At 71.2% G+C, this 17,648-nt stretch carries 14 protein-coding genes; 8 read left to right on the forward strand and 6 right to left on the reverse strand.

From position 1 onward, the window contains the following. The first annotated feature begins 353 nt into the window (after positions 1-353). Complete coding sequence (locus QRN89_RS11790) at positions 354-1,553, forward strand: acyltransferase family protein (RefSeq protein WP_290349301.1); 1,200 nt, start codon at positions 354-356, stop codon at positions 1,551-1,553. Here the strand turns inward: QRN89_RS11790 and QRN89_RS11795 are convergent. Both QRN89_RS11795 and QRN89_RS11800 read right to left on the reverse strand, forming a co-directional pair. Next, a complete protein-coding gene (locus tag QRN89_RS11795) occupies positions 1,501-1,950 on the reverse strand; it encodes an HD domain-containing protein (protein WP_290349302.1) in 450 nt (149 codons plus the stop codon). The genes QRN89_RS11790 and QRN89_RS11795 overlap by 53 nt on opposite strands. Before the next feature lie 102 nt (positions 1,951-2,052). Continuing rightward, positions 2,053-3,195 carry a PP2C family protein-serine/threonine phosphatase gene (locus QRN89_RS11800; protein WP_290349303.1) on the reverse strand — a complete coding sequence of 381 codons (1,143 nt, stop codon included), beginning with the start codon at positions 3,193-3,195 and terminating at the stop codon, positions 2,053-2,055. Between the two features lie 106 nt (positions 3,196-3,301). On the opposite strand from QRN89_RS11800, the gene QRN89_RS11805 reads away from it, so the two are divergent. Beyond that, on the forward strand, positions 3,302-4,531 hold the full coding sequence (locus tag QRN89_RS11805; protein WP_290349304.1) for a GNAT family N-acetyltransferase: 1,230 nt from the start codon (positions 3,302-3,304) through the stop codon (positions 4,529-4,531). A 201-nt stretch (positions 4,532-4,732) separates the two neighbouring features. On the opposite strand, the gene QRN89_RS11810 is transcribed toward QRN89_RS11805, so the two are convergent. Together QRN89_RS11810 and QRN89_RS11815 are read right to left on the reverse strand one after the other, a co-directional pair. Continuing rightward, positions 4,733-5,548 carry an Fpg/Nei family DNA glycosylase gene (locus QRN89_RS11810; RefSeq protein WP_290349305.1) on the reverse strand — a complete coding sequence of 272 codons (816 nt, stop codon included), beginning with the start codon at positions 5,546-5,548 and terminating at the stop codon, positions 4,733-4,735. Continuing rightward, a complete protein-coding gene (locus QRN89_RS11815) occupies positions 5,548-6,042 on the reverse strand; it encodes a ribose-5-phosphate isomerase (protein ID WP_290349306.1) in 495 nt (164 codons plus the stop codon). Before QRN89_RS11815 ends, QRN89_RS11810 begins: the two co-directional genes overlap by 1 nt. 204 nt (positions 6,043-6,246) lie before the next feature. Here QRN89_RS11815 and QRN89_RS11820 point away from each other — a divergent pair, with 204 nt between their 5' ends. Next, a complete protein-coding gene (locus tag QRN89_RS11820; RefSeq protein ID WP_290349307.1) occupies positions 6,247-7,746 on the forward strand; it encodes an amino acid permease in 1,500 nt (499 codons plus the stop codon). Between the two features lie 348 nt (positions 7,747-8,094). Here QRN89_RS11820 and QRN89_RS11825 read toward each other — a convergent pair whose 3' ends face one another. Continuing rightward, positions 8,095-8,691 carry a biotin transporter BioY gene (locus QRN89_RS11825; protein WP_290349308.1) on the reverse strand — a complete coding sequence of 199 codons (597 nt, stop codon included), beginning with the start codon at positions 8,689-8,691 and terminating at the stop codon, positions 8,095-8,097. A 271-nt stretch (positions 8,692-8,962) separates the two neighbouring features. Between QRN89_RS11825 and QRN89_RS11830 the strand changes: the two genes are divergently transcribed. The 3 genes from QRN89_RS11830 to QRN89_RS11840 all read left to right on the forward strand — a co-directional run bounded on the left by QRN89_RS11830 (position 8,963) and on the right by QRN89_RS11840 (position 12,885). Beyond that, the gene (locus QRN89_RS11830; RefSeq protein WP_290349309.1) at positions 8,963-10,357 is read left to right on the forward strand and encodes an amino acid permease; all 1,395 of its coding nucleotides are present in this window, start codon (positions 8,963-8,965) and stop codon (positions 10,355-10,357) included. A 112-nt stretch (positions 10,358-10,469) separates the two neighbouring features. Further along, the gene (locus QRN89_RS11835; RefSeq protein ID WP_290349310.1) at positions 10,470-11,933 is read left to right on the forward strand and encodes an amino acid permease; all 1,464 of its coding nucleotides are present in this window, start codon (positions 10,470-10,472) and stop codon (positions 11,931-11,933) included. A 307-nt stretch (positions 11,934-12,240) separates the two neighbouring features. Next, positions 12,241-12,885 carry a superoxide dismutase gene (locus QRN89_RS11840; RefSeq protein WP_290349311.1) on the forward strand — a complete coding sequence of 215 codons (645 nt, stop codon included), beginning with the start codon at positions 12,241-12,243 and terminating at the stop codon, positions 12,883-12,885. A gap of 147 nt (positions 12,886-13,032) precedes the next feature. Here QRN89_RS11840 and QRN89_RS11845 read toward each other — a convergent pair whose 3' ends face one another. After that, complete coding sequence (locus QRN89_RS11845; RefSeq protein ID WP_290349312.1) at positions 13,033-13,665, reverse strand: mycothiol-dependent nitroreductase Rv2466c family protein; 633 nt, start codon at positions 13,663-13,665, stop codon at positions 13,033-13,035. Between the two features lie 136 nt (positions 13,666-13,801). Between QRN89_RS11845 and pepN the strand changes: the two genes are divergently transcribed. Beyond that, the gene (pepN, locus tag QRN89_RS11850; protein WP_290349313.1) at positions 13,802-16,399 is read left to right on the forward strand and encodes an aminopeptidase N; all 2,598 of its coding nucleotides are present in this window, start codon (positions 13,802-13,804) and stop codon (positions 16,397-16,399) included. Positions 16,400-16,572: 173 nt separating this feature from the next. Next, positions 16,573-17,580: a hypothetical protein gene (locus tag QRN89_RS11855; protein ID WP_290349314.1), complete on the forward strand. Its 1,008-nt coding sequence runs from the start codon at positions 16,573-16,575 to the stop codon at positions 17,578-17,580. The last annotated feature ends 68 nt before the right edge of the window (positions 17,581-17,648 follow it).

Here is a 17,648-nt window from a genome sequence, read left to right on the forward strand (position 1 = left end):
GGCCCGGCACACCCCCGTCCCCACCATCGTGCCACCAACAGCCTGGCGGCGGTGACCGCCTGACGAACCGTCGGTACATGGATCAGATCACATCACGATGCGCCGACGGGTGGGACGGCGGCGCATCACCGCTTACTGCTACCCGGCGGTGCGAAATACACACATGCGGGTCACAGGAAATTCAGAAAAGGCCGGTGAGGAAATTCACCGATGACTTGAGCTACGCCGTTTCGCCCCGTTTAAGCGGGATTAATTGGGGCATATCGGACGTTTGATGGTCGTGTCGGGGACGAATGCAGGAGTTCTTCCGGTGGGTTTTACGAATTCCATTGCATCCCGTTAGGGTGCCTCGAATGTTCCACGCTCCGAATGGATTGCAGAGGGACCGCGTCCCCGACGCCTCCCGTGAGCCGGAGCCCCTCCCAGGGAGGACAGCGACGGCCGAACCGACACCGCCCGCGCCACCGGCAGCGGTGTCGCAGGAGGCACAGGCGGCGCCGGTCAAGAGACGCGACGCCTACTTCGACAATGCCAAGTACCTCGCCATCGTGCTGGTGGCGGTGGCGCACGCGTGGGAGCCGGTGATGGACGGCAGCCGCGCCACCAGGGCGGCGTACATGTTCGTCTACACCTTCCACATGCCGGCGTTCATCATCATCTCCGGCTACTTCTCTCGGAGTTTCCAGGGCCGTCCCGACCAGCTGAAGCGGCTCGTCAGCGGTGTCGTGGTGCCGTTCTTCGTCTTCGAGATCGCGTACACGCTCTTCAAGCGGTGGGCCGACGACGACCCCGACTATCCCTTCAGCCTGACCGATCCGCTGTACCTCACCTGGTTCCTGATCGCCCTGTTCGTGTGGCGGCTGTCGACGCCCCTGTGGCGTTCGGTCAAGCATCCGCTGGCGGTGGCGCTGGTCATCGCGTCGCTCGGCTCGCTCACACCGGGCATCGGCCAGGACCTCGACCTCCAGCGCATCCTGCAGTTCCTGCCGTTCTTCGTGCTGGGCCTGTTGATGCGGCCGGAGCACTTCCAGATGCTGCGGCGCCGCGAGGTGCGGCTGCTGGCGCTGCCGGTGGTCGCGGGCGCCGCGCTGTTCACCTACTGGGTGGCGCCGGACGTGCGGATGGGCTGGTTCTACCGCTCCACCAGCGCCGAGGAGCTGGACGCGCCCTGGTGGGCGGGTCCGCTGATGACCTTCGGCCTGTTCGCCTGCGCGCTGCTGCTCACGGCCGCCTTCCTCGCCTGGGTCCCGCGCCGCAGGACGTGGTTCACCGTGCTGGGCGCGGGCACCATCTGCGGCTACCTGCTGCACGGCTTCCTGGTGAAATCCCTGGACTACCTGGGGCTGGTGGCGCAGCACCCGTGGCTGGCGGAGCCCGCCGGGGAGATCGCGGTCACGCTGGCCGCTGCCGCGGCCGTGACGCTGTTCTGCACCCCGCCGGTGCGGCGTGCACTGCGGTTCGCGACCGAGCCGGAGCTGTCGTGGGCGTTCCGCCGGGACGTCACCCGGCTGTCAGGCCGAGCAGGCGCCGCATCGTCGCGTACTTCGCGGTGAGACGGGACCGGGTCGGCTCCTCGAGCAGGGCGAGCCGGTCCGGATCGGCGTTGTGGGCGAGGTCGGCCTCCTTGACGAGGCGGGCGCCCGGGGTGGCGAGGATGCGCCGGGCGTACGACTCGGCGTCCTCCCCCGGGCGCTTGGTCATGGCGTCGACCAAGTCCTTGACCTGCCCGGGGAGTTCGGCGGCGGCCAGCCACTCACGCGAGAGCACGTCGTCCTCGATCGCGTCGTGCAGCCAGGCGGCGGCGATCTGTTCGTCGGTGCCGCCCCGCTCCCTCACGCCGTCGGCCACGGCCCGGAGGTGCTCGGCGTAGGGCCGTCCCGCCTTGTCCGTCTGCTGCGCGTGGGCTTCCCGGGCGATCGCCTCGACCTGGTCGAGTGTGAGGTTCGGCATGTCGACGACTCTAGGCCGTGTCCGGCACGGGGCGCCGTCAGCCCGGAGGGCGGGGGGAGTTGCCGGACCCAACCCGAGGGCGCCGGGCCGCCCGCGCCGGTGTCATGACTCCCTGCGGAGCAGCAGCAGGGCCCGGTCGTCGTTGACGTCCTTGGCCACGGCCTCGATCAGGTGCCAGGCGGCCCCCTCGAAGCCTGTCGCCACATAGCGGTCGGCCTCGCCGGTGAGGCGGTCCATGCCCTCGGCGATGTCCCGGTCGTTCGCCTCGACCAGGCCGTCGGTGAAGAGCATCAGCACGTCGCCGGGCCGCAGGGTGCCCTTGACCGGGTCGAACTGGGCGCCCTCGTACACCCCGAGCAGCGGGCCCTCCGCCGCCTTCTCCTCCCAGCGGCCGGTGCCCGCGTGGAGCTGGAGCGCCGGCAGATGGCCGGCGGAGAGGAGTTCGTAGTCGCCGGAGTCCAGATCGAGCACGAGGTGGACGGAGGTCGCGAAGCCCTCGTCCCAGTCCTGGCGCAGGAGATAGGCGTTGGCGGCGGGGAGGAAGCCGTGCGGCGGGAGGGACCCGAGCAGGCCGCCGAAGGCACCGGAGAGCAGCAGCGCGCGGGAGGCGGCGTCCATGCCCTTGCCGGAGACGTCGGTGAGGACGACCTCCAGGGTCCGGCCGCCGCTGGTGCGGGCGGCCACGACGAAGTCCCCGGAGAACGACTGGCCGCCGGCCGGGCGGAGGGCCATCTCGCGGTGCCAGCCCTGCGGCAGCCGCGGCAGGGCGCTCTGCACCCGGATCCGTTCGCGCAGGTCGAAGAGCATCGTGCCGCCGCGCCGCCAGGGCACTCCGACCCGGGCACGGAACTGGGCGATGAGGAGCCCGAAGAATCCGCAGGCCGCCACCACCAGCACGGTCCCCGGGGTGACGCGGGCCGGGCCCTCCGTGTAAGGGCCGAGCACCAGTGATTCGACGATCAGCGCCAGGGCCGCGGCCGCGTACAGGCTGAGCAGGCTCGCGGGCCGCAGCAGCAGTCCGCCTGCGACGATCGGCAGCACGAGGGCGGCCGGTGTGCACCACACCGGCATGAGGATCGTGCCCCAGGCGATCGCCGGGACGGTCAGCAGCAGCCCGGCCAGCGCGATCCAGTCGGAGCCGTCGCCGCGGAAGTAGTCGACCCCGGATCTGCGCAGCGTCGTGCGGGCCCGGTGCGTCGCTTTGCGCATCCGGGCCGCGTACGAGTCCGCTGCGCCACGTTCCATCGTCGGCGACCCTATCCACACCCTCGTCCGGCGTGGAGGGGGACCCCATGACATTGCGTTCGAAATCGGGTCGCGACGGGACGCGGTGCCCTGGTAGGCATGGCGCATGACGACTGAACTGCGGGTACTCCGTCGCGAGGAGTGGGACCAGTGGTACGGGAGGCTGGAGCTCGCCTTCGGCGGCGTCCCCGAGTCCCCCTCGGAGCGCGAGCTCTGGAACGAACTCACGGAGTGCGAGCGTTCGATCGGTGTGTGGGACGGCGACGACTGTGTCGGCACGGCCGGGGCGTTCTCGTTCCGGGTGTCGGTGCCGGGTGGGTCGTTCGTGCCCGCCGCAGGGGTCACGATGGTGAGCGTGGCCGCCACCCACCGGCGGCGCGGCGTGCTCACGTCGATGATGCGGCGCCAGCTGGACGACGTCCGTGAACTGGGTGAACCGCTCGCCCTGCTGACCGCGTCGGAGCCGGACATCTACGGCCGTTTCGGGTACGGCGTCGCCACGCACCAACTGAGCCTGGACATCGACACCGTCCGCGCGCGGATCACCGCGCCGCCCGGGACGGACGACGTGCGGCTGCGGTTCGCGCCGGTGGAGGAGTCGGCCGGGGCCTGTGAGGCGGTGTACCGGAGCACGAACGGCTCACGGCCCGGGATGCCGGCGCGGACACCGGGCTGGGAGCGGCTGCCGCTGCTGGATCCGCCGGCCGATCGCGAGGGCGCCTCGGCATTGCAGTGTGTACTCGCCGAGCGGGACGGCGACGTCGTGGGCTACGTCCGTTTCCACAACAAGCCGGATTGGGACGCCTCGGGGCCGAACGGCTCGATCCTGCTGCGGGACATCGACGCGCTGGACCCAGTCGCGTACGCGGCGTTGTGGCGCTTCCTCTTCGGCGTCGACCTGACGTCGCGGATCCGGGTCCGCAACCGGCCGGTGGACGACCCGCTGCTGCATCTCGTCACGGACGTCCGGCGCTGCGGTGTCCGGGTGCGGGACTCGCTGCACGCCCGGCTGGTCGACGTGGGCGCGGCACTGGCGGCGAGGACGTACCGGACGCCGGTGGACGTGGTGTTCGAGGTGGAGGACGCGTTCTGCCCCTGGAACGAGGGCCGTTGGCGGCTGTCGGGGGACGCGAAGGGAGGGGCCTGCGAGCGAACGGCCGGTCCTGCCGATCTGGCCCTGAACGTACGGGACCTGGGCGCCGCCTACCTGGGCGGGATGACGCTGTCGTCCCTGGCGGGGGCGGGGCGGGTGCGCGAGCTGCGCGGCGGCGCGCTGGCGGAGGCGTCGACGGCCTTCGGCTCGGACCAGGCGCCCTGGCTGCCGCACGGCTTCTAGGGCGGGTGGGGCCGGTCCGGTTCCGCGCGGACGAGAGCGGTCCGGTCCGGCCACGCGTCACGGCGGTCCCGTGACCGGGTGAGGCCGCTCCGGTCCCACGTCACGGGACTGCCCGGCCCTCCGCTTCACGGGGCCGCTCCGGGCCGCCCGCCCCGGGCGTGGGGCCGGCCGCCCGTAGCGGAGCTGCGCGGGGCAATACAGCTAGGACTGGCAGCCGGGGCACCAGAAGAGGTTGCGGGCGGCGAGACCGGCGGTGCGGATCTCGCCGCCACAGATGTGGCAGGGCAGTTGTGCCCGGCGGTAGACGTAGACCTCGCCGCCGTGGTCGTCGACGCGCGGCGGCCGGCCCATCGCCTCCGGCGTGTGTTCGGGCCGGACGGTGTCGATGCGGTTGTTCCGTACGCCTTCGCGCATGAGGGCGACCAGGTCCGCCCAGAGGGCCCGCCACTCCCGCTCGGTGAGATCCCTGCCCGCGCGGTACGGATCGATGCCGTGCCGGAAGAGGACTTCCGCGCGGTAGACGTTCCCCACGCCCGCGACGACCTTCTGGTCCATCAGCAGGGCGGCGATCGTCGTCCGGGAGCGGGAGATCCTGGCCCAGGCGCGGTCGGGGCCGTCGTCCGGCCGGAGCGGATCGGGGCCGAGCCGTGCGTGTATCGCGGCCTTCTCCCCGTCGGTGATCAGGGCGCAGGCCGTGGGGCCGCGCAGATCGACGTACGCGTCGGGGTTCGCGAGCCGCAGCCGCACGGTGTCGGTCGGCGGCGGCGCGGGCGTGCCACCGAAGTCCACCTTGCCGAACAGACCGAGGTGGATGTGGATCCACTCGCCGCCGTCGGAGCCGCCGAAGCCGAGGAAGAGGTGCTTGCCGTGGGCCTCGGTGCGCTCCAGGACCGTGCCGTCGAGCAGCGCGGCGGAGTCGGCGAACTTGCCCTGCGGGCTGGTGACCCGCACGGACCGGCCGCCGAACCGTTCCCGGTAGTCGGCGGCCAGTCGGTGGATGGTGTGCCCTTCGGGCATCAGGCGGTCGGCTCCTGCGGGTGGTGGGCCGGGATCGGGGGCAGCTCGCCGGTGGTCTCGTACCGCTCGAGCATCTCGATGCGGCGGGTGTGGCGCTCCTCGCCCGAGTACGGGGTCTTGAGGAAGACCTCGACGAAGGTGGTGGCCTCGTCGGTCGTGTGCATGCGGGCACCGACGGCGACGACGTTGGCGTTGTTGTGCTCCCGGCCGAGGGCGGCGGTCTGCACGCTCCAGGCCAGCGCGGCGCGGACGCCCTTGACCTTGTTGGCGGCGATCTGCTCGCCGTTGCCGGAGCCGCCGATCACGATGCCGAGGCTGTCGGGGTCCGCGGCCGCACGCTCGGCGGCGCGCAGGCAGAACGGCGGGTAGTCGTCCTGGGCGTCGTAGATGTGGGGGCCGCAGTCGACGGGCTCGTGGCCGTGGGCCGTGAGCCACTCGACGAGGTGGTTCTTGAGTTCGAAGCCGGCATGGTCGGAGCCGAGGTACACGCGCATGGTCCGAGTGTGGCACGCGCGAGGCGGGGCAGACGTCAGCGGGGTCCGGCGGCGGACCCTCTCGGATGACCGCGCGACCGCGGAGAGTGACCGGGCGACGTGCCCCTCATCACGATCCGGAGTCAGGTCTTCCTTACCGACGGGTCAACGGTTTGAATGCTCGGGCTCGTCACCCGAGCGAACCGCACATGTAAGGAATCGTCCATGAACCCCCAGCCGACCCTTACGAAGGCAGGCGCGAATGCCGGTGAACCCGGTATTTCCCAGCCCTCCGACGGTCTCAAGGCCGGACTGAAGAATCGCCATCTGTCCATGATCGCCATTGGTGGCGTGATCGGCGCGGGACTGTTCGTCGGGTCCTCCGGCGGCATCGCCGCCGCCGGCCCCGCGATCCTCGTGTCGTACCTGCTCGTGGGCATGCTGGTCGTGTTCGTGATGCGCATGCTCGGCGAGATGGCCGCCGCGAGCCCGAACTCGGGTTCCTTCTCGGCGTACGCCGACCGTGCGCTCGGCCGCTGGGCAGGCTTCTCCATCGGATGGCTCTACTGGTTCTTCTGGGTCGTCGTGCTCGCGGTCGAGGCCACCGCGGGTGCGGTGATCCTGGAGGGCTGGATACCGGCCGTCCCGCAGTGGGCCTGGGCCCTGATCGTGATGGTCGTGCTCACCGCCACCAACCTCGCCTCGGTCTCGTCGTACGGCGAGTTCGAGTTCTGGTTCGCCGGGATCAAGGTCGTCGCCATCGGCGCCTTCGTCGTCATCGGTCTGCTGGCCGTCTTCGGCGTGCTTCCGGGCTCGGACAACCCGGGCGCGGGCTTCGCGCACCTGACCGACGCCGGCGGCTTCCTGCCCAACGGCGCGGGCGCCATCCTCACCGGTGTGCTGATGGTCGTCTTCTCCTTCATGGGCAGCGAGATCGTCACGCTGGCCGCCGGCGAGTCCGAGGACCCGCGCCGGGCGGTCACCAAGGCCACCAACAGCGTGATCTGGCGGATCGCGGTCTTCTACCTGGGCTCGATCTTCGTCGTGCTGACGCTGCTGCCGTGGAACGACAAGTCGATCGTCGAGAAGGGGTCGTACGTCGCGGCCCTGGACTCCATCGGCATCCCGCACGCCGGCCAGATCATGAACGTGATCGTGCTGACGGCCGTGCTGTCCTGCCTCAACTCGGGTCTGTACACCGCCTCCCGCATGGCGTTCTCCCTCGGTGAGCGCGGCGACGCGCCGAAGTCCTTCGCCAAGGTCAACGGCAAGGGCGTGCCGACCACCGCCATCCTGGCCTCGGTCGTCTTCGGCTTCGGCGCCGTCTGGGCCAACTACGCCTACAAGGACACGGTCTTCCTGTTCCTGCTGAACTCCTCGGGTGCGGTCGCGCTCTTCGTCTGGCTCGTCATCTGCTTCACGCAGCTGCGCATGCGCGGGATCCTGATGCGTGAGGCCCCGGAGAAGGTCACGGTGAAGATGTGGCTCTTCCCGTACCTGACCTGGGCGACGGCCGCGATGATCGTCTTCGTCCTGGGCTACATGCTCTTCGACGACGCGAACCGCGAGGTCGTGCTGCTGTCCCTGCTGGTGGCGGCCGTCGTGGTGACCGTCGGTGTCGTGCTCCAGCGGGTGCGGCCGAAGCCGGCCGCGGACGCGATCCCGGCGCAGCGGACCGAGGCCGCCGTCCCGGCTTCCGAGGTGCCCGAGGACGCCAAGCGCTGACACCGTCCGCCGTCGGGCCCTTGGTGGCCCGACGGCGGGGAACGGCACCGAACGAGGGGCGCCCCGCACGGAAGTGCGGGGCGCCCCTCGTCGTGCGCCGTCGCCGTCCGCCTCGTGGGACGGCCCGTCGGCGTGCGCCGTCGTCGGCCTCCGTACGCGGTGATCCGTCGCCGTGCCCCTCGGCCGGGTACGGAGGGAGCCGCACGGGGGGCGAGCGTCGTGGGCGCCGGCGCCGGACGCTCCCCGCTCCGGGCCCCGGCGCCCCGCTTCGTACCGGTACGCAGCGGAAGAGGCCCGCCGGGTCGTGACGACCGGCGGGCCTCTTCGGGTACGGAACGGTTCCTGTGCTCAGCCGCGGCGGCCGAGGAGCTTCCAGGCGGCGGGCAGCGCGCCCATCGCGAGCGCGGCCTTGAGCGCGTCGCCGATCAGGAACGGGGTGAGGCCGGCGGCCACGGCCTGGGTGAGCGTCATGCCGGTGGCCAGAGCCAGGTACGGCACGCCGATCGCGTAGATGATCGCGGAGCCGAGGACCATCGCACCCGCGGTGCGCGGCACGGAGCGGTCCGCACCGCGCCGGGCGAGGGCGCCCACGACCGTCGCGGCGACCAGCATGCCGAGGATGTAGCCGAGGGACGGCATGGCCCAGCCGGAGGACGCCTCGGCGAACCACGGCACGCCCGCCATTCCGGCGAGGGCGTACAGCGCGAGGGAGAGGAAGCCGCGGCGGGCGCCGAGCGCGGTGCCGACGAGCAGGGCGGCGAAGGTCTGGCCCGTGACCGGCACCGGGGAGCCAGGCACGGTGACGGAGATCTGCGCGGCGACGCCGGTGAGCGCCGCACCGCCGAGGACCAGGGCCGCGTCGACCGCGGACTTGGCGCGCGAGGCGGGCAGCAGATCGGCGAGGACCAGCCCCTGGCGGGGGGCGGAAGCGGCAGCAGTGCTCATCGGGACTCCGGGTGCGAGGGCGTGATGACGATGTCGTTGTGGACATGGCGACGTTAACCCAGCGGTGAACGACCGATCACCGTCAGCCGATGACAAAGGCCCGCTCCGCCGCATGGTGGAGTTCGAACAAAGTGGCCGGAACAAGCGCCAGGCACGCGTGATGCTCGTCACTGCGGTGATGGACGAGAGGTGCCGTTTTGGAGAAGCGGGCGATGCTCGGGGAGACTGTAGGTTCCTGCCAAATCCCCGTACTGTCGAGAGTCACCAGCACATGCACGACGCACCGCCCAGCCCTCTGGCCGCCGAGGCCGAACCCCTCTCCCACGGGCTGAAGCAGCGCCATCTGACGATGCTCGGTCTGGGCGGGGTGATCGGGGCGGGGCTCTTCGTCGGTTCCGGTGCGGGCATCGCGCTCGCGGGTCCCGGCATCGTGGTCTCGTACCTCCTCGCGGGCGCGCTGGCGATGCTCGTCATGCGGATGCTCGGGGAGATGTCGGCGGCGATGCCCGCGTCGGGCGCGTTCTCCGTGCACGCCGAGCGGGCCCTCGGCCGCTGGGCCGGGTTCACCGTCGGCTGGCTCTACTGGTTCCTGCTCGTGGTCGTGCTCGCCGTGGAGGCGACCGGCGCGGCCACGATCGCCAACGGCTGGGTGCCGGGCGTACCCCAGTGGACCTGGGTGCTGATCTTCATGGCGGTCTTCACCGCCGCCAATCTGGCCGCCGTGCGGAACTTCGGCGAGTTCGAGTTCTGGTTCGCGGCGCTGAAGGTCGGCGCGATCGTGCTGTTCCTGGCCCTCGGCACGCTGGCGGTCCTCGGACTGCTGCCGGACACGGAACCGGTGGGCCTGGCCAATCTCACGGGACAGGGCGGCTTCCTGCCCAACGGGTGGGAGGGTGTCGTCGCCGGCGTCCTCGCCGTGGTCTTCGCGTTCGGCGGGCTGGAGGTCGTGACGATCGCGGCGGCCGAGTCGGACGATCCGGCCCACGCGGTCGGGCGCGCGGTGCGCAGCGCGGTGTGGCGCATCCTCCTCTTCTACGTCGGCTCGATGCTGGTGATCGTGACCGTGCTGCCGTGGACGGCGATGGAGCCGGGCCGCAGTCCGTACGTCGCGGTACTGGACGCGATCGGCGTGCCGGGGGCGGGGCAGATCATGAACATCGTGGTGTTCGTGGCGCTGCTCTCCGCCCTCAACGCCAATCTCTACGGCTCCTCGCGGATGGTGTTCTCGCTGGCCGAGCGCGGCGAGGCGCCCACGGGGCTGCTCAGGGTCTCCGGCGGCGGGGTGCCGCGCCGGGCCGTGTTCGCGTCCGTGGCGTTCGGGTTCGTGTCGGTCCTGCTCAATCTGAAGTGGCCGGACACCGTCTTCCTCTACATGCTCAACGCGGTCGGCGCGGTGCTGCTGTTCGTGTGGGGACTGATCGCCGTGTCGGAGCTGCGGCTGCGCCCCCGGATCGAACGCGAGGCGCCGGAGAGGCTGACGTTGAGGATGTGGGGCTTCCCGTGGCTGACCTGGGTGGCGCTCGCCGGGATCGTGGCCGTGCTGGTGCTGATGCTCGGTGACGAGGCCGCCCGGCCGCAGGTGTTGTGGTCGGGCGGGGCGACGGCGCTGGTGCTGCTGGTGGCGGGGCTCCGGGAGTTGCGCGACATGCGGGCGAGCCGTGCCTAGTTCTTCACATTGTGTGAGCATCTTGTCCGTATAGCGGTCATCGATGCTCAGTGAGCGGTACGCCCTCCAGACTGTGGGCCACTCCCTCATCCGCTCATGAACAGGCACTCCCATGTCTCGGACCTCGGCGCCCGCGCCCGTCGGCACCCAAGCCGACTCGCCGCTCGCCCATGGCCTCAAGCAGCGCCATCTGTCGATGATCGCCCTCGGCGGCGTGATCGGCGCCGGCCTCTTCGTCGGCTCCGGTGCCGGTATCGCCGCCGCCGGCCCGTCCATCGTCGTCGCCTACGCCGTGTCCGGCCTGCTCGTCATGCTCGTCATGCGCATGCTCGGCGAGATGTCCGCGGCGAACCCGGCGTCCGGCTCCTTCTCGGTGCACGCAGAGCGGGCGCTCGGTCCCTGGGCGGGCTTCACCGCCGGCTGGTCGTTCTGGGTGCTGCTGTCCGTCGCCGTCGGCCTCGAGGGCATCGGTGCCGCGAAGATCGTCAGCGGCTGGCTGCCCGGCACCCCGGAATGGGCCTGGGTCGCACTGTTCATGCTGGTGTTCTGCGGTACCAACCTGGCGGCGGTGCGCAACTTCGGCGAGTTCGAGTTCTGGTTCGCCGCGCTCAAGGTCGGTGCGATCACGCTGTTCCTGATCCTCGGCGGCCTGGCCATCCTCGGCGTGCTGCCGGGGACGGAGGCACCCGGCACGGCGAACCTCACCGGTGACGGAGGGTTCCTGCCGCACGGGACGGAGGGACTGGTCATCGGCTTGCTCGCGTCGGTCTTCGCGTACGGCGGCCTGGAGACCGTCACCATCGCGGCGGCCGAGTCCGAGCACCCGGTCCAGGGTGTCGCCAGGGCCGTGCGCACCGCGATGTGGCGTATCGCGCTCTTCTACATCGGCTCCATGGCGGTCATCGTCACGCTGGTGCCGTGGGACGACCCGGACGTCGCCGACCCCGACAAGGGCCCCTACGTCACCGCGCTGAACCACCTGGACATCCCGGGCGCCGGTCTCGTGATGCAGATCGTCGTGCTGGTGGCGCTGCTGTCGGCGATGAACGCCAACATCTACGGCGCCTCCCGCATGGCGTACTCCCTGGTCGCGCGCGGCCAGGGCCCGAAGGCGATCGGCAGGGTCTCCGGCGGGGTGCCGCGGATCGCCGTGCTGGTCTCCTCCGTCTTCGGCTTCCTGTGCGTGCTGCTCAGCTACTGGCGTCCGGACGACGTCTTCCCGTGGCTGCTGAACATGATCGGCGCGGTCATCCTGGTCGTCTGGCTCTTCATCGCCGTCTCCCAGCTGGTGCTGCGGCGCCGCACGGAGCGCGAGGCACCGGAGCGGCTCGTGGTGCGGATGTGGCTGTTCCCGGTGCTGACCTGGATCTCCATCGCGGGCATGCTCGCGATCTTCGTCCTGATGCTGCGCCAGCCCGACACCCGCGACCAGCTGATGGCCACCGGTCTGATGACGCTGGTGCTGGCCGCCTCGGGCGCCGTGCTGCAGCGCAGGCGCAAGGCCGGACTCGCGAACCGGGGAGCCGTCGGCACCGCGCAGGACCCGGTGCCGGAGACGGCCGCCGTCAAGGACTGAGCGGGCGCCGTCCGCGACACGAGGACCCCCGGGCCGTTTCGGCCCGGGGGTCCTCGTGCGTGCGGAGCCGAGCGCATCCGGAGCTGCCCGGCCGCGCCCCCCGTAGCCCGTCGAAGCCTTCCGCCACCGGCCGGTTCCCCGATGCCGGCTCTGTCCTCCCGGACCTCCCCGACCACCCGACCACCGCGACCATCCGCGACCATCCGCGACGCACGGTCCAGGACGAAGGGCTGATCAAGTCCGGAGCCCTCCTGCTGCTAGCCTGCAACTGCGAAGAGTTTGCAATAAGCAGTCGGAGGGCTCGGACATGGCCATTTACACGCTTCCTGAACTTCCGTACGACTACGCGGCGCTGGAGCCGGTGATCAACCCGGAGATCATCGAGCTGCACCACGACAAGCACCACGCCGCCTACGTCAAGGGCGCGAACGACACCCTCGAGCAGCTGGCCGAGGCGCGCGACACGGAAGCATGGGGCTCGATCAACGGCCTGGAGAAGAACCTCGCGTTCCATCTCTCCGGCCACATCCTGCACAGCATCTACTGGCACAACATGACCGCGCCCAAGGAGGGCGGCGGCGGTGAGCCGTTGGCCGCGGACGGGGTCGGCGAGCTGGCGGACGCGATCACCGAGTCCTTCGGCTCCTTCGCCAGGTTCAAGACGCAGCTGTCGAAGGCCGCCGCGACCACCCAGGGCTCGGGCTGGGGCGTGCTGGCCTACGAGCCGGTCAGCGGCCGGCTGATCGTCGAGCAGGTCTACGACCACCAGGGCAACGTCGGCCAGGGCTCGGTGCCGATCCTGGTCTTCGACGCCTGGGAGCACGCCTTCTACCTGCAGTACAAGAACCAGAAGGTGGACTTCATCGACGCCATGTGGGGCGTCGTCAACTGGCAGGACGTGGCGAAGCGCTACGCCGGGGCCAAGGACCGGACCCCGCTGATCACCCCGTGACACGGTCCCCGTCACGGGGCCGCAGGCCGTCCTGCTCGTGATCGTCTTCTCAACCTTCACCGGCAGGCGGAAAGAAGAAGGACCCCCTCGAGGACATGACTCGCGGGGGTCCTTCCGATTCCGGCCCGTCCCGGGCCGGCGGGCGCGTCAGGAGAAGTCGGGGCCCTTCGTCCGGGTGCGCTTGATCTCGTAGAAGCCCGGGATCGACGCCACCATCAGCGTGCCGTCCCAGAGCCTGGCCGCCTCCTCGCCCTTGGGCGCCGGGGTGACGACCGGGCCGAAGAAGGCGATCTGCTCGCCGTCCGCGCCGGGCACCGCGATGACGGGCGTGCCGACGTCCTGGCCGACCTTGCTGATGCCCTCCTCGTGGGAGGCACGCAGCTCGGCGTCGTAGGCGTCCGACTCGGCGTAGTCCGCGAGCCCGGCCGGCAGGCCCACCGCGTCCAGGGCCTCCAGGACCACCTCGGGCGTGATGCCGCGGCCCTCGTTGTGGATCCGGGTGCCGAGGGCGGTGTAGAGGGGGCCGACGACCTCGTCGCCGTACTTCTGCTGCGCGGCGATCACGACGCGTACGGGACCCCAGGCGTTCCTCATCGCCTCCCGGTACTCCTCGGGGAGTTCGTCCAGCCTGTTCTCGTTGAGCACCGCCAGGCTCATGACGTGCCAGCGCACCTCCACCGGCCGCACCTTCTCGACCTCGAGCATCCAGCGGGAGGTCATCCAGGCCCAGGGGCACAGCGGGTCGAACCAGAAGTCGGCGGGGGTCCTGCTGTCGGACATGTCACTCCTCGTGCTCGTGATGGGGGCGCGCTCAGGGAGGGCAACACCGGCGCTCGCCGACCGCATTCCCCCATGCCCCGGGTCACGAGCGCATGCGAGGATCGGTCCTGTCCGAACGAGACACGAAGGAGTGGACGTGCCCGGAGAGAATCTGTCCCGCGACGAGGCCCGCGTCCGGGCCGAGCTGCTGTCGGTCGACGGGTACGAGGTCTTCCTCGACCTGCGGTCCGCGACCGCGGAGGGCGAGGAGGCGCAGCCGCGGACGTTCCGTTCGGTCACCACGATCAGGTTCCGACGCACCGGCGAGGGCGACGGCACCTTCGCCGACCTCGTCGCCCCTTCGGTGAACGCGGTGACGCTCAACGGCCGCGAGCTCGACCCGGCCGAGGTCTTCGACGGCTCCCGGATCGCCCTGAGCGGCCTCCAGGACGAGAACGTCCTGGTGGTGGACGCGCAGTGCGCGTACAGCCGGACCGGTGAGGGCATGCACCGGTTCGTCGACCCGGAGGACGGCGAGGTCTATCTGTACACGCAGTACGAGCCCGCCGACGCCCGACGGGTCTTCGCCGATTTCGAGCAGCCGGACCTGAAGGCCCCCTTCCGTTTCGAGGTGGCCGCACCCGAGGGCTGGACGGTCTGGAGCAACGGCGCGGTGGAGTCGCGCGAGGGCGGGACCTGGCGGTTCGCGGAGACCAAGCCGATCTCCACGTACATCACGGCCGTCGTGGCCGGTCCCTACCACTACGAGACCGACCTCTACACCCGCACCTTCGACGACGGGCGGACGCTGGAGATCCCGCTCGGCGCCATGTGCCGCAAGGGGCTGGCCAGGCACTTCGACGCGGACGACATCTTCCTCGTCACCAAGCAGGGCCTGGACTTCTTCCACGACCACTTCGACTACCCGTACCCGTTCGGGAAGTACGACCAGGCGTTCGTGCCCGAGTACAACCTCGGCGCGATGGAGAACCCGGGCTGTGTGACCTTCCGCGAGGAGTTCGTCTTCCGGGGCAAGGTGACGCAGGCCTCGTTCGAGCGCCGGGCGAACGTCATCCTGCACGAGATGGCGCACATGTGGTTCGGCGACCTGGTCACCATGCAGTGGTGGGACGACCTGTGGCTGAAGGAGTCCTTCGCCGACTTCATGGGGGCGTTCTCGCTGGTCGAGGCGACCCGCTTCCGCAACGGCTGGGTGACGTTCGCCAACAACCGCAAGGCGTGGGCGTACCGGGCCGACCAGCTGCCGTCCACGCATCCCATCACGGCGGACATCCACGATCTCGAGGACGCCAAGCTCAACTTCGACGGGATCACCTACGCCAAGGGCGCGTCGGTCCTCAAGCAGCTCGTCGCGTACGTGGGCCCGGAGGCGTTCCTGGAGGGCGCGCGGCGCTACTTCAAGCGGCACGCCTACGGCAACACCCGTCTCGACGACCTGCTGTCGGTGCTGGAGGAGACCTCCGGACGGGACATGAAGGCCTGGTCGCGTTCGTGGCTGGAGACCTCCGGGGTCAACACGCTGACGCCGCAGCTCACCTGTGACGCGGGCGACCGGATCACCGAGCTGGCGGTCGTGCAGGACGGCGACGCCGGACCCGGTGCCGCGGGCTCGTCGCAGGCCCGGCCGCACCGGGTGGCCGTCGGCCTGTACCGGCACGAGGGCACCGAGCTGGTGCGCTACGCCCGGGCCGAGGTGGACGTCACCGGGGGGCGGACGGTCGTGGCGGAACTGGCCGGCCGGGAGCGCCCGGCGCTCGTGCTCGTCAACGACGACGACCTCACCTACTGCAAGGTCCGCTTCGACGAGGGCTCGCTGGAGACGCTGCGCGGGCACCTCGGCTCGGTCACGGACCCGCTGGCGCGGGCGGTGTGCTGGTCGGCGCTGTGGAACCTGACACGGGACGCCCTGATGCCGGCACGGGACTTCGTCGGGCTCGTCCTGGACTTCGCCGGCCGGGAGTCGGACATCGGCGTGCTGCAGATGGTGCACTCCTGGGCCCGCACCGCGCTCGTCCACTACGCGGCTCCCGAGTGGCGCGAGGAGGGCGGCCGGAGGCTGTCGGAGCGCGCGCTGCGGGAACTGCGGCTCGCCGAGCCGGGCAGCCAGCACCAGCTGACGTGGGCACGGTTCTTCGCGTCCGTGGCGGCCACGGACGCGGATCTCCAGCTGCTCCAGGGGCTGCTGGAGGACACCGCCAAGATCGACGGGCTGGACGTGGACCAGGAGCTGCGCTGGGCGTTCCTGGAGCCGCTGGCCTCGCACGGGGTGGCCGACGAGCAGGCGATCGGCGCGGAGCTGGCACGGGACGACACCGCGTCCGGCAAGCGCCACCAGGTGCGGTGCCTGGCCGCGCGGCCCTCCGCCGCGGTCAAGGCCCAGGCGTGGGCGCAGGTCGTGGAGTCCGAGGCGCTGTCCAACGCGCTGGTGGAGGCGACCATTTCGGGCTTCACCCAGGCGTCGCAGCGGGAGCTGCTCGCGCCGTACGCCGAGAAGTACTTCGCGGCGATCGAGCGGGTCTGGGCGGAACGGTCGATCCAGATCGGCATGGACGTGGTCCGCGGTCTCTTCCCCGCGCTCCAGGACGACGAGGCCACGCTGCGGGCGACGGACGGGTGGCTCGGCTCCCACGCCGACGCACCCCCGGCGCTGCGCCGGCTGGTGCTCGAGTCCCGGGACGACCTCGCCCGCGCCCTGCGGGCCCAGTCCTGCGACGCGGCGGCCTCCGGCAGCTGACGGCGCCGCTCTCCGTCGTCGATTCCCCCGCCGGGCCACGGGCCCGGCGGGGTCCGGGCGGGCAGAACTGATCGGCCATCGAACGCCCGTACTTTAGGACGGGGATGTCCAGAATTGTCGACGGCTGTGTAACAGGGGTTAGGAGCCCGCGACCGTGCGGGAATTGGCGGTGCATGAACCACAACACCCCTCTCTCCCCCCGCCCGTTGAGCGACCTCTCCGATGTCCGGCGACGCGTGCTGTCGGGTGCGCAGCTGCGCGCCCGGGGCGTGACCGCGGAGCGCGCCGCCGAGAGGTGCGGCCCCGGCGGTCCCTGGCAGCAGCTCCTGCCGGGGGTGTTCCTGCTGCACCCCGGGACGCCCACCAGCGAGGAGCGGCTGCACGCGGCGGTGACGTACGCCGGCCGCCCCGACGAGGGCGAGGTCATGGTGACGGGGCTGGCGGCGCTGGCGCTGCACCGGTTCGCCTCCGTACCGTCCCTGACGGGGCTGGAGCGGATCGACGTGCTCGTGCCGCGCACCCGGCGGCTGCGCTCGGCGGGCTGCGCCCGGCTGATCCGTACGCACGCGATGCCGAGGCCGGACGTGGTGACGGGGCTGCCCGTCGCCCCCGTGGCGCGTGCGCTGGCCGACGCCGTGGCACGGCTGACCGACCCGGGGGCGGTGCGCCGGCTGCTGACCGAGGCCGTGCGCGCCGGGCACTGCGAACCGGCCGCCGTGGTGGCCGAGTTGACCCGCGCCCGGCTGCTGTCCCGCCCCCACGTGGTGGACGCCGTCGACTCCCTGCTGGCCGAGGGCCGGGCGGTCGCCGAGGGGCGCCTCTACGACCTCGTACGGCTGTACGGGCTTCCCGAGCCGGTGTGGAACGTGGACCTGCGCCTGCCCGGCGGCCCGCAGCTGGGGAGTGTCGACGCCTACTGGCCCGAGGAGGCCGTCGCCGTCGGGCTCGACACCCGCGCGCCGCGCCCCGCGGCCGTCCACGACGGGCCGGACGCGGACCCGGAGTGGTCCGCGTCCAGCCGTCAGCGCGAGCATCTGGAGCGGCTCGGGATCACCGTGATCCAGATCTCGCCCAGGAAGCTGCGGGACGCCCCCGTGCAGCAGGCGATGGTGCTCCGTACGGCCCTGATGGCCTCCTCGGACCGGGAGCCGACGCCGTATGTCGTCGTGCTCCCCCGCTAGCCGCGTCCGTGCGGCGCTGCCCCGGGCTCTCGGCCCGGGCCGGGCCGGCGCGGTGCCGCCCGGTGGAC

The organism is Streptomyces sp. HUAS CB01 (assembly GCF_030406905.1).
Lineage (GTDB): Bacteria > Actinomycetota > Actinomycetes > Streptomycetales > Streptomycetaceae > Streptomyces > Streptomyces chengbuensis.

What these genes read in the sequence shown, in the direction of transcription:
- QRN89_RS11790 (WP_290349301.1), top strand. Translation starts at nt 354, where the DNA reads ATGTTCCACGCTCCGAATGGATTGCAGAGGGACCGCGTCCCCGACGCC.
- QRN89_RS11795 (WP_290349302.1), bottom strand. Translation starts at nt 1,950, where the DNA reads ATGCCGAACCTCACACTCGACCAGGTCGAGGCGATCGCCCGGGAAGCC.
- QRN89_RS11800 (WP_290349303.1), bottom strand. Translation starts at nt 3,195, where the DNA reads ATGGAACGTGGCGCAGCGGACTCGTACGCGGCCCGGATGCGCAAAGCG.
- QRN89_RS11805 (WP_290349304.1), top strand. Translation starts at nt 3,302, where the DNA reads ATGACGACTGAACTGCGGGTACTCCGTCGCGAGGAGTGGGACCAGTGG.
- QRN89_RS11810 (WP_290349305.1), bottom strand. Translation starts at nt 5,548, where the DNA reads ATGCCCGAAGGGCACACCATCCACCGACTGGCCGCCGACTACCGGGAA.
- QRN89_RS11815 (WP_290349306.1), bottom strand. Translation starts at nt 6,042, where the DNA reads ATGCGCGTGTACCTCGGCTCCGACCATGCCGGCTTCGAACTCAAGAAC.
- QRN89_RS11820 (WP_290349307.1), top strand. Translation starts at nt 6,247, where the DNA reads ATGAACCCCCAGCCGACCCTTACGAAGGCAGGCGCGAATGCCGGTGAA.
- QRN89_RS11825 (WP_290349308.1), bottom strand. Translation starts at nt 8,691, where the DNA reads ATGAGCACTGCTGCCGCTTCCGCCCCCCGCCAGGGGCTGGTCCTCGCC.
- QRN89_RS11830 (WP_290349309.1), top strand. Translation starts at nt 8,963, where the DNA reads ATGCACGACGCACCGCCCAGCCCTCTGGCCGCCGAGGCCGAACCCCTC.
- QRN89_RS11835 (WP_290349310.1), top strand. Translation starts at nt 10,470, where the DNA reads ATGTCTCGGACCTCGGCGCCCGCGCCCGTCGGCACCCAAGCCGACTCG.
- QRN89_RS11840 (WP_290349311.1), top strand. Translation starts at nt 12,241, where the DNA reads ATGGCCATTTACACGCTTCCTGAACTTCCGTACGACTACGCGGCGCTG.
- QRN89_RS11845 (WP_290349312.1), bottom strand. Translation starts at nt 13,665, where the DNA reads ATGTCCGACAGCAGGACCCCCGCCGACTTCTGGTTCGACCCGCTGTGC.
- QRN89_RS11855 (WP_290349314.1), top strand. Translation starts at nt 16,573, where the DNA reads ATGAACCACAACACCCCTCTCTCCCCCCGCCCGTTGAGCGACCTCTCC.